The following is a 10932-nucleotide window of genomic DNA, read 5'->3' as shown; positions in this document are numbered from 1 at the left end:
CATTTGTTTTAAATAAACTTTTTATTACATTTTCGAAGCCAATTTTATGAGTAAATTCTTTAAGCAATAACAATCCTGTATCAGAAGATAAGTCACCACCATCAAAATTTAATCGTATTTTACTATTGCTTTCTAAACAAATATCATATAAACTAAACATTGAGAACCCTCCCTTTGTTTGGTATTTGTTTAGCAACTATATTATAACAAATTTGGGCCCTCTTTTTCATGTTTTTATTTCACTTTTTAAGTGAAATGCAGTTTAGTAAAAAATTAAGTTAATATGGGCTATAGAACTCTTTTAAATAAATTCCATGAATAATTCAGGGTAAATAATGATTATGATGTTGAATTTAATATTCTAAGGGATATGGATGGAAAAAGTTCTGAATATAAAAGCATATTTAAAGATATACCTAAAAACAATTTGACTTCATATACAAGAAGTAGATATCCAATTGAAACATTGTTAGTAAAAATAAGACTCAAAAACAGTGATGTTCAAAGATATATGGTAACAACATTTGAATTTAATCCCTTTAGGGAAAAGGCCTTTGCAGATGAAAATAAAAAAATAAATAGAGGATATAATGGATTATTAGATTATGCATTAATTTCAGGAAGAAATATAATTGTTGCAAATGGAAATAGTACGCTAACAGTGAAGGGTGACATATATGCAAAGGGTACAGGAAATAGTATAGAAGAAAATAAACCCTATGAAAACTATGGAGGAGTTTTAGTAGGAATTGATTCTGAAGCTATAGAAAACTTAAAGTCAGGTAATGCAAGTGTAAATACAACAACTATAGAAAGTATGGGTAGCACCTATGGAAATTTGGTAGTTGAAGGTAATATATATACTGGATATGTAGATTCAAATGAAAACTTAATAAGTGGCTTTGTTAGAACAGTAACAGAGGGTTCTAAAATAGAGGTTAAGGAGAACCAAAATGGACAGGGTGGAGATGTTTGGTGCCATTCAATTGTAACAGATGAAAAGGCTAAAGATTCAAATATAAAAGTTAAGAATGCATATATCGCAGATAACGTATCTTTATATGCAAAAAATAGTGAAATCAATATTGACAATGACCTTGTATCATACGAGGAAGCAAACAGCAATACTAATTATAACAGTTCGTCTTCTGTTATTATAAACGACACCTTATCTAAACTTAGAATAGGCGGTAGAGTAATTTTATTTGGAGTTGCCTTTGTTGATGAATTGGTTAGAGGTGGTAATCCATTTAAAACTTTAGAGACTACTGCAATAAATCCAAACTTTATAATTTATAACTATATGGGTGATAAAGAAAAATATAATACTCATTTTAATGATTATTCCTTGAAAAGTGATCATAATTTTAAATTAAATCTTTTTGAACCTATAATAAATGCCACTATTGGTAAATCAATTGGTTTTATTTTGGATTATCTTTATTTTTCAAAAGTAGACAATATCAATTTTGATTACCAATATGATTTTGGAAACAGCATAGAAATTAATGAAACAAAAATATCACAGAGCTACTTTCCTTATTTTTTAATAGCCAATAACAAAATATATAAATTAGGTAGTGAAAATATAGATTCTATCAATAATATTGATACTATAAAATCAAGGGTTGCTGAGCTTGAATTAAAGGATGGTTTAAGTGAAAGTTCAGCGAGGGATGAATCAAGAAAAAAGAAGGCTGAAATGTTAGAGAAAGTACATTTTAAAGATAAAGGATTAGTTTCTAATTCATTTTTTGACTATATAGATTTAGATTATTTAAATAATTTACCAGGAAAAAAGATTGAAATTATAGGTGATAAAACATATGTATTAATTCAAGATGGAGATATTGAGATACAAGACTTAAAAAATTATGATGGATGTAGTGTTTTCCTATATAGTAATGGAAATATTTCCCTAAATAGCAGTGAAAGTACAAAAATATATGGTACTATTATTTCCAATGGAGACTTGATTATTAAAGGGAAAAATATTACAATAGAAGCAAATAAAGCAAATTCAAAAGAGTTAATAAACTTCTACTTAAGTAATAAAAAGGAAGATTGTCAGAAATTCTATAGATTTATTGCAAAGGGTATTACAGCTGATGATTATTATCAACAAGACATTTATGCAGGGCTTGAAGAAAAGGCAAAAACTAATATTTTAATTAAATCTAAAAGGCAAATAGTTATAAAATAGCCCTAAGGGGTTTAGGAGGTGAAAACCTTGAAAAAAAGAATACTTGCTTTAGTTTTGGTTTTAGCTATTGTTTTAGGCATCGGATGGAGTAGAATGACAAAAGCTTCAGGTGTGCAGGATTTTAGTGCAAAAATTTTAACTCAAAGCGAACTAATAAGGATAGGACAAGAAGTTGAATTGCAGTTTAACTATAAAATAAATGGACAGGGCAATAATATATCCAATATATGTATAACTTATCCTATACCTGCTAACTTTGAAGTATCAACTTTACCAGATAGATGGAATATAGTTGGCAATACACTAAAGGGCAATGATTTAAATTTTAATCCAAATGGAAGTATTTCATTTAGCGTAAAGTTGAAGTCAAAATCCATAGGTAAATTAGAAAATTTTGGGATTGCTACATTGACGTATAATTATAATAAAGGAAATGATAAGACGAAAGATGTGACTTCAGAGACCTTAACTGACCAAGTAAAACTATTTAATAGAGTAAGCAATGCTCCACTAAGTTCATTAATCATAGATCCAACAAACATAAACATAGAGGCAAACATAAAGAATAGAAGAACCGATGAAAATGGAAATGGTTATATCTATTTAGACGAACCCTTAGAAGTTGAATACAAATTAACTCCTCAGGGTGAAATAAATGTTGACAGAAATCCAGTAGATATTGTTTTAGTAGTGGATACATCTGGGTCGATGCAGATGACAAATACTTATAGAGATATTTATGAAATTGATTTTGATGGTTATGTAAAACGCAAAAATACTAATCATATATATAAATACATTGTTGAGAAGTATTATAGATATTATGGAATATGGGAAAAATATACTTACTATACAGATTCTAAGGCAATAAAGGAATATTATTATAATAGAGTAGAAAATAGTAATTTATATTATAAGTCTTATGATAATCAACAATATATTAATACAAAAATGTATAAAACTATATTGGCTGCCAAGAATTTAATAAACAAAATGTCTGATGAGAGTAAAGGTAAAGATGACAAGGTTGCAATTGTTGATTTTGATACGAGAGTCAATAATCCTAATGATTCTCTGTTAAGCATTAATTCTGAAGAAAACAAGCAGATTTTACTTAATAGAGTTGATAGAATGTTTGGAAACGGCGGAACCAATATTTATGAAGGACTTTTAATAGCAGAAAAACATTTAGATGCTGATAGTAGAGATGTTGAAAAACATATAATTGTTTTAACAGATGGAATGCCGACATTTTATGTTAATGGTAATACGATAAATGATTATAAAACTAAATATGGTGAGAATATTAAAGTTTTTGGAGATTATTTAGGCCCTGGGAATAAACCAGATGAAATAACAAAAAGCATAACCAAAAATAAGGTAAGTGAGTTAAAATCAAAGTATAAAGTGCATTTTGTTGCTTTAAATACTGAAGTAGGAGATATAGATGTTAATTTCTTTAATCAAATTAAACAAATAGAAGCTGGAATTTCTGAAATAATAGATAATGCAGATAATTTACAGAGCTTGTTTAATGAAATTTATAAATCTATAACTAAGTCTACTGTATATACAAATATAAAATTAGAACAAAACCTACCTTCCAAGCTTCAGGTTGAAGAAGTATATGTTAATGGAATAAAGTTAGACAATACACAATATAGTATTGAAAATGGAAAATTAAACATCAATTTAGATAGCATTGTATTTGAAAACAAAAAAGGTACCCCATCACCAGTAACTATTAATGTAAAATACAAATCCAATGATACAGGTGTTATAAATTTAAATGAGGCAATAATCAGTGGCCAAAAATTAGTAGAAGGTTCAAGTTATAACTATACAAATAGCTGTCAAATAGGAAGCATTGAAATAAGGTCAAGAGATTTTTATAACTATGTAAATTTCAATAAAATTGAGATTAATAGAAACTTAATACCAAACAACACTTATGTTACAGTAAAAGTAGATATAACAAATAGACAATTGTTCAATATGGATTCAAATGCAAGAGTTGAGTTGATTTTAACTCCTATTACCGATGGTGATGTTGAAACTACTAAGGATGGACAGCAGAATAATTTCTTATTTAACGCTTCAGCAGAAAGTAGAAGTGATAGATTTAAATTTAGGATAACAGATGACAATGTAAAGGATAAAGAAGTTACTTTAAGAATAACAGCTATAAAAGTAACATACAAAGGAGTAGAGTATAATATAACTCAAGATATTTATAAGTATTTTGGAAATACAACCCCTTCAATTCCTGTAATGGTTAAAAAGTTTACATTGAGATAAAGTGGCAATTTGCCACTTTTTCTTTTTGTTTTCGTAACCAATTATTTACTATTTTAAAAGTAGGTTGTTATAAAATTAAATTAAGAAAACATAAAGAATTAGGGGTTGGGATTATGAGAAGAAAAATATATATTGTCCTCATAATATTACTTTTTTCACTTCTTCTTTTGATGTCACCTAAGATATATATTGGGTTTTAGTATTTCTTGTAATATAGCCTTATAAATGTTAAAATATATATCTACAAAACTTTGTTGTTGGAGGAATATTATGAGGCTACCAGAGAAGTTTTTAGATAGAATGAAGGAACTTTTAAAGGAAGAGTTTGATGATTTTTTAAAGAGCTATGAAGGAGATAGATATCAGGGAATTAGAGTAAATACTCTAAAGATTAGCGTTGAGGATTTTTTAGAGCTATCTCCCTATAAAATATTAGACAGAGTGCCTTGGGAGGAGAGGGGTTTTTATATAGAGGAGGAAAAGCCAGGAAAGGACCCCTATCACGCAGCAGGGCTTTTTTATGTGCAGGAACCAAGTGCAATGTCTGTTGCACCACAGGTTCAAATTAAAAGGGGCGAAAAGGTTTTAGACCTTTGTGCATCCCCAGGTGGAAAATCCACACAAGCGGCATCATATTTGCAAGGAGAAGGACTTCTTGTTTCAAACGAGATAAAGCTTAAAAGAGCCCAAATACTTGTTCAAAATATAGAAAGAATGGGAATTAAAAATGCTGTTGTTACAAACAACTCACCAGAGGAGTTAGAGAGGGTATTTATAGGATATTTTGATAAGGTTATTGTAGATGCACCCTGTTCTGGAGAGGGTATGTTTAAAAAGGACAAGGATGCCTTGAATTATTGGAGTGTGGAAAATGTCCTAAACTATCAGGCAATGCAAAGGCCTATCTTAAGGTCAGCTGCAAATATGCTAAAGCCTGGTGGACTTATGGTATATTCAACCTGTACATTTTCAATTGAGGAAAATGAGTATGTGATAGATGAATTTTTAAGGGAAAATAAAAACTTTGAAATTGTTAACATAGAAAAGAAATATGGTTTTAGGGAAGGATTTTACGAAGTCTTTAATAATCCAGAGCTTAAAAAGGTTGCAAGGCTTATGCCCCATAGACTTAAGGGAGAAGGCCACTTCCTTGCTCTACTGAAAAAGCTTGATGGAGACGTTGAAGAACCTAAAATGCTAAAGAGTAACATAGGCAAAAGGGATATAGATGATTTTAGAAGATTTGTTAAGGATACCTTAAAGTTTGAGTTTGATGATGAGAGACTTATCTTAAGAGGAGATAGGCTCTACTATGTTCCTGATGATTGCTTTGACTTAAAGGATTTAAATGTACTTCGTCCTGGAATACTTCTTGGAGAGTTTAAGAAAAATAGGTTTGAACCAGATTATGCCCTATCTGCAACTTTAAAGATGGATGAAGTTTATAGAAATATAAATTTTACAAGGGATTCAGAGGAAATAAGGAAATATATAGAAGGTTATACCTTAAACATAGATTTAGAGGATGGATGGTACCTTATAAATGTTGATGGCTACTCCTTAAGCTTTGGAAAAGTTGCAAAGGGAGTGCTAAAGAATTATTTCCCAAAAGCACTAAGATGGCAATAGAGAAGGTAAGCATAAAGGCTTAACTTAGGCTGTTGAAAAAGTTATATATTGATTAGCCCCATGAAGGATTTCTTGGGCATCGATTCATTTTGCTAAGCAATTCTAAGCTTTTCTTTGTTTGAAAAAGTCCTACCCTCGCGATGCCATCGTCCTGATGGCCGCTCGGCTCGGCACGTCCTGTGCCGAATTACGGACTTTTCCAAAGTCGAAAAGCAAGAATTGCTATAGCTCATGAAAGAGCCCATTGAAATCCATTCATGGGGCTTTTTCAAAATTTAGCTAACAAATAGGTTTATCAACAATCTCAGGTAAGCTTAAGGCTTACGTTTTTTATATTTAAAATAATATTCAGGTGTCTTTTCATCAATTGTTTTAAATATATACCCCTTCTCCTTAAAATAGTCTATTATCCTTGGTAGTGCCTGTACAGTATTTTTATCTGTCTCACTACAATGCATAAGAAGAAAAACAGTATTCCATTTTTTGCTTGTCTTAATGGCCTCTTTATATAAAACATCTGGTGATTTACTTGGTACATATCCATCTGAAATCCTTGCATTCCAATCATATACCTTATATCCCAAATCGTGTAGTTTTTCGTGAAAATCTTCATCAAGATGTCCTATGCTTCCACCCGGGAACCTTATTATTTTTGGCCTAACTCCAATTACATTGTATACGGCATCCTCTGTCTTTTTCATCTCTTCAATAAAGGCATCCTCACTTTTATATATTTGCTTCATTTTATGTGTATAGGAATGAAGTCCTATTGAGTGCCCTTCATTATATATTCGCTTAACTATTTCAGCTCTATCTTCAACCTTATTTCCTATTAAAAAGAAGGTGGCTTTAACCTCCTTTTCCTTTAAAATATCTAATATTTGATTGGTAATTTTATAACTTGGACCATCGTCAAAGGTAAGATAAATAGTCTTAACTGTAGAGGAATCATCTACAGCTGCCCTATAGGTTAGTTCCATATTAGACAAAGTATAAAGGATAAATCCTGTAAGAAGAAAGCATAAAATAGATAAAAATTTATTTTTCACATTATCAACTCCTATTATATCTTAAATTTATTATGGACGATTTTAATAATAACAATACAATGAGAATCTCTCTTTTGTAGAGGGTTTAGACATATTATTAGATTTAAACCAGTTTCATTAATTCTTTTAATGTATAATTAAATATCTGGATTTAATATAATTTAGTATGTGAATAAATGGCAATATAGCTGTTTTTGTTTTAGAAATTATAAGGGGGAAAAATATGGAAAATTTGAATGAATCAAGGTATAGTCTATTAAGGCTTATATTGTTTTTGCTAATTATTTTTGTATCTGTCAACCTATTAGGAGTTAGGGTATTTAAATTAGATGTAGACTATTTAAACTCCTTTTCAGCTGTATTTATAAGCATAATACTTGAGGCAATACCATTTATTCTCTTAGGCTCCTTTATTTCAGCAGTAATTCAGGTTTTTGTATCCGATGCAACAATAAAGAGATTGATACCTAAAAATAGAATTGTTGCAATTTTTACTGCATCACTTCTTGGACTTTTTATTCCTATTTGTGAATGCGGAATAATACCAGTTGTAAGAAGGCTCATAAAAAAGGGAGTTCCAAGCTATGTGGCAATAACATTTATGCTTTCTTGTCCAATAATCAATCCAGTTGTAATTTTATCTACATACAATGCCTTCTATGATATGAAATATATGGTGGCACTTCGTGTAGGTTTTGGTATTTTAATTTCTGTTTTGATAGGTCTTCTGCTTTGGTATCTTGAAGGGGATAAAAACGTATTAAACAATACCTTCGAACATAACCACTGTTCCTGTGGCCATTCCCACCATTATAGTTCAAGGCTCTATGAAATTTTAGATCACACAAGCCACGAATTTTTAGATATAGGAAAGTTTTTGATATTTGGTGCATTTATTTCTTCTATAATGCAGACATCAAATGTACGCTCTGTTATAGCAAACTATTCCTCAGATAGCTTTTTATCTGTTATGGCTATGGGTATTTTCGCATATGTTATATCTCTATGCTCTGAGGCAGATGCCTTTATAGCAAGAACCTTTGTACAGCAGTTTACAGTAGGCTCCCTTGTTACCTTTTTGATTCTTGGCCCTATGATAGACATTAAAAATACCTTAATACTGCTTTCATCCTTTAAAAAGAGGTTTGCCCTCGAGCTTATTCTTTTAATATTTTTACTTTGTATTCTATTTGGAACATTTATAAATACATCAATGCTATTGAGGTGAGTATATGAGATTTGAGAATATATTATGGGCGGGAATTTTGTTTTTGCTTTTTTTAATATTGTCTATCTTAAATATTACAGGTAAAATATTTTATTTTCTTCATCCAAGGCTTTTTATATACAGTATCTTTGCATCGGTTATGCTTTTTATTTTATTTTTATTTGAGGTTTACAAGCTATTTAAGGAAAAACACCATCACCATCATAAAATAAGGATATTGCCATATTTTTTGTTTTTAATTTTTATTTTCGTGGCAGCAACCTATGAGTTTGAAAATGCTTCACAAAATATAGCACAAAACAAAGAAGCTAATTTTACATTTCCAATAAAAACAGCAGGGGGGAGGATTGAGGAGGATTTAATAGAGGTTAATAACAAAAACTATTTAGACGTAATGGATGAGCTTCATAAAAATTTAGATAGATATGAGGGAAGAGAAATTGTAATTGATGGATTTGTGTTTAAGGATAAGAGCTTTAATGAAAATCAATTTGTTGTGGCAAGAATGCTCATAACCTGCTGTGCAGCGGATGCACAGATAATTGGACTAATGGTTGTGGGAGAAAATAATATTAAGGAAAATGACTGGGTTAGAGTTGAAGGTGTTATAAAAAAGGGAGTATATAATGGGGAAATAATACCTATCATCAAATGTAAGGGCGTGAAATTGATTGAAAAACCGAAGGAGGAATATATTTATCCATAAATTTTGATATAAAGGGTTTAAAAGGAATATTTAATTAATAAATTAACAAAAATAAAGTTTGAAATAATCAAAAAAATATGTAATACTATAACAAATACTTTTTTAAGGGAGGAAATTAAATGGGCAAGATAAATGGCAAGATTATTGCAATAGCATTAGTAGTTTTAGTAGTACTTTGGGGTGTAGGAAGCTATAATGGGCTTGTAGCTTTAGATCAAAAAACAAAGGAATCCTACAGCCAGATACAAAATCAGCTACAAAGAAGAGCAGACTTAATACCAAATTTAGTTGAAACAGTAAAGGGATATGCAAAGCAGGAAAGGGAAGTTATTCAGTCTGTAACAGATGCAAGAGCAAAGCTTGCAGGGGCAAGGACTCCACAGGAACAGGCTGCTGCAAATAATGAATTAAATAGTGCACTATCAAGGCTACTAGTTGTTGTTGAAAACTATCCGACTTTAAAGTCAGATGCAAACTTTAGACAGCTTATGGATGAACTTGCTGGGACTGAAAACAGAATAGCAGTTGCAAGACGTGACTATAATGCTGCTGTTAAGGAGTATAATGTAAAAATAAAAAGGTTCCCTACAGTGATTATGGCAAGATTGTTTGGTTTCAATGAAAAACAATATTTTGAGGCAAATCCAAATGCACAAAATCCACCAGAAGTTAAGTTTTAGGGGGGAACTTTATGAAGAAAAAAATCCTCCCCTTAAGTTTAGTAATACTGCTGTTCTTTAGCATAACAGCCCTTGCTGAACCTATATTTTTAAAACCAACAGATTATAAATATTTCAATGACTTTGCAAATATTATAGACGCAGGTTCGAGGGATAAAATACTTCAAATTGGAAGTGAGCTTTATTCAAAGACAGGTGCTGAAGTAACAGTTGTAACAATAGACTCAACTGAGGGTTTGGGTATAGAGGAATATGCAAATGTACTTTTTAGAAGCTGGGGTATAGGACAGAAGGGAAAAGATAATGGAGTACTTCTTTTAGTTGCAGTAAAAGATAGAAAGATGAGAATTGAAGTTGGATATGGACTCGAGGGAGCACTTCCTGATGGTAAAACAGGACGAATTAGGGATGAGTATATACTTCCATATTTTAAGCAGGGAGACTACTCAAAGGGGATACTTCTTGGATATCAAGCACTCTGCAGTGAAGTTGCAAGGGAATATGGTGTTCAGCTTGAGTCTTTAGATAAAAATATACCTCCTATCCGAAGTGGTAGTACATCTAAAACTGATACAAATATCATTTTCATTATAATATTTATAATAGTTCTATTAGGATTAGATGGCGTATTTTTTAGAGGAACACTTTTAAGAACTTTACTTTATATACTATTTAGCTCAAATAACAGAGGAGGGCCAAGGGGCGGCTACGGAGGAGGAGGCTTTTTCGGAGGTGGAGGCTCATCTGGTGGCGGCTTTGGAGGCTTTGGGGGAGGTTCCTCGGGTGGTGGCGGCTCCTCAGGTAGCTGGTAACAAAAAGTGCCACCAAGAGCTCCGAAAAAATAGTGGCTTTTAATGACGTTTTTTATAAATATTCAACTTAATTTAATAAAATGCATAAAAAGTTATTAATGTAAAATGCGTAGCATTAAAAATATAGTAATATTTGTTAATTCAATCTATATAGGGCTTTGTTTTGAGCCCTATTTTTATTATTTCCTCATTTTAGGGCGTAGCAAAGCTAAGGGTGGCCTTTTGCTGCATAATTAAGTTGACCATCCTTACTATATTACACGCAGTGTTTGCTAAAATAATATGTATTTTAGCACCTACAAGTCGAAGATATCGACATCTTCTTAA

At 31.0% G+C, this 10932-nt stretch carries 9 protein-coding genes; 7 read left to right on the top strand and 2 right to left on the bottom strand.

The window, feature by feature from the left end; translation table 11 throughout:
• On the bottom strand, positions 1–160 hold a 160-nt coding region (locus tag BUB63_RS13470), incomplete at its 3' end, for a transposase (RefSeq protein WP_200790197.1).
• A 210-nt stretch (positions 161–370) separates the two neighbouring features.
• On the opposite strand from BUB63_RS13470, the gene BUB63_RS12015 reads away from it, so the two are divergent.
• The 3 genes from BUB63_RS12015 to BUB63_RS12005 all read left to right on the top strand — a co-directional run bounded on the left by BUB63_RS12015 (position 371) and on the right by BUB63_RS12005 (position 6130).
• The gene (locus BUB63_RS12015) at positions 371–2203 is read left to right on the top strand and encodes a hypothetical protein (protein ID WP_073250050.1); all 1833 of its coding nucleotides are present in this window, start codon (positions 371–373) and stop codon (positions 2201–2203) included.
• Positions 2204–2221: 18 nt separating this feature from the next.
• The gene (locus BUB63_RS12010; protein ID WP_143290287.1) at positions 2222–4501 is read left to right on the top strand and encodes a VWA domain-containing protein; all 2280 of its coding nucleotides are present in this window, start codon (positions 2222–2224) and stop codon (positions 4499–4501) included.
• 270 nt (positions 4502–4771) lie between these two features.
• The gene (locus BUB63_RS12005; protein ID WP_073250044.1) at positions 4772–6130 is read left to right on the top strand and encodes an RsmF rRNA methyltransferase first C-terminal domain-containing protein; all 1359 of its coding nucleotides are present in this window, start codon (positions 4772–4774) and stop codon (positions 6128–6130) included.
• A 314-nt stretch (positions 6131–6444) separates the two neighbouring features.
• Here the strand turns inward: BUB63_RS12005 and BUB63_RS12000 are convergent, their stop codons facing one another.
• The gene (locus BUB63_RS12000; RefSeq protein ID WP_073250041.1) at positions 6445–7179 is read right to left on the bottom strand and encodes a polysaccharide deacetylase family protein; all 735 of its coding nucleotides are present in this window, start codon (positions 7177–7179) and stop codon (positions 6445–6447) included.
• A 223-nt stretch (positions 7180–7402) separates the two neighbouring features.
• Between BUB63_RS12000 and BUB63_RS11995 the strand changes: the two genes are divergently transcribed.
• From BUB63_RS11995 to BUB63_RS11980, 4 genes are all read left to right on the top strand, one after another.
• The gene (locus BUB63_RS11995) at positions 7403–8407 is read left to right on the top strand and encodes a permease (RefSeq protein ID WP_073250038.1); all 1005 of its coding nucleotides are present in this window, start codon (positions 7403–7405) and stop codon (positions 8405–8407) included.
• A gap of 4 nt (positions 8408–8411) precedes the next feature.
• A complete protein-coding gene (locus tag BUB63_RS11990) occupies positions 8412–9113 on the top strand; it encodes a TIGR03943 family putative permease subunit (RefSeq protein ID WP_073250035.1) in 702 nt (233 codons plus the stop codon).
• Positions 9114–9232: 119 nt separating this feature from the next.
• Positions 9233–9793: a LemA family protein gene (locus BUB63_RS11985; RefSeq protein WP_073250032.1), complete on the top strand. Its 561-nt coding sequence runs from the start codon at positions 9233–9235 to the stop codon at positions 9791–9793.
• 11 nt (positions 9794–9804) lie between these two features.
• On the top strand, positions 9805–10605 hold the full coding sequence (locus BUB63_RS11980) for a TPM domain-containing protein (RefSeq protein WP_073250030.1): 801 nt from the start codon (positions 9805–9807) through the stop codon (positions 10603–10605).
• The last annotated feature ends 327 nt before the right edge of the window (positions 10606–10932 follow it).

The sequence above is a fragment of the Caloramator proteoclasticus DSM 10124 genome, from assembly GCF_900129265.1.
GTDB lineage: Bacteria > Bacillota > Clostridia > Clostridiales > Caloramatoraceae > Thermobrachium > Thermobrachium proteoclasticum.
This window is presented reverse-complemented; position numbering and strand designations above follow the sequence as displayed.

Coding starts and splice junctions, on each gene's coding strand:
- BUB63_RS12005 (WP_073250044.1), top strand. CDS start 4,772: ATGAGGCTACCAGAGAAGTTTTTAGATAGAATGAAGGAACTTTTAAAG.
- BUB63_RS11985 (WP_073250032.1), top strand. CDS start 9,233: ATGGGCAAGATAAATGGCAAGATTATTGCAATAGCATTAGTAGTTTTA.
- BUB63_RS11995 (WP_073250038.1), top strand. CDS start 7,403: ATGGAAAATTTGAATGAATCAAGGTATAGTCTATTAAGGCTTATATTG.
- BUB63_RS12015 (WP_073250050.1), top strand. CDS start 371: ATGGATGGAAAAAGTTCTGAATATAAAAGCATATTTAAAGATATACCT.
- BUB63_RS11990 (WP_073250035.1), top strand. CDS start 8,412: ATGAGATTTGAGAATATATTATGGGCGGGAATTTTGTTTTTGCTTTTT.
- BUB63_RS11980 (WP_073250030.1), top strand. CDS start 9,805: ATGAAGAAAAAAATCCTCCCCTTAAGTTTAGTAATACTGCTGTTCTTT.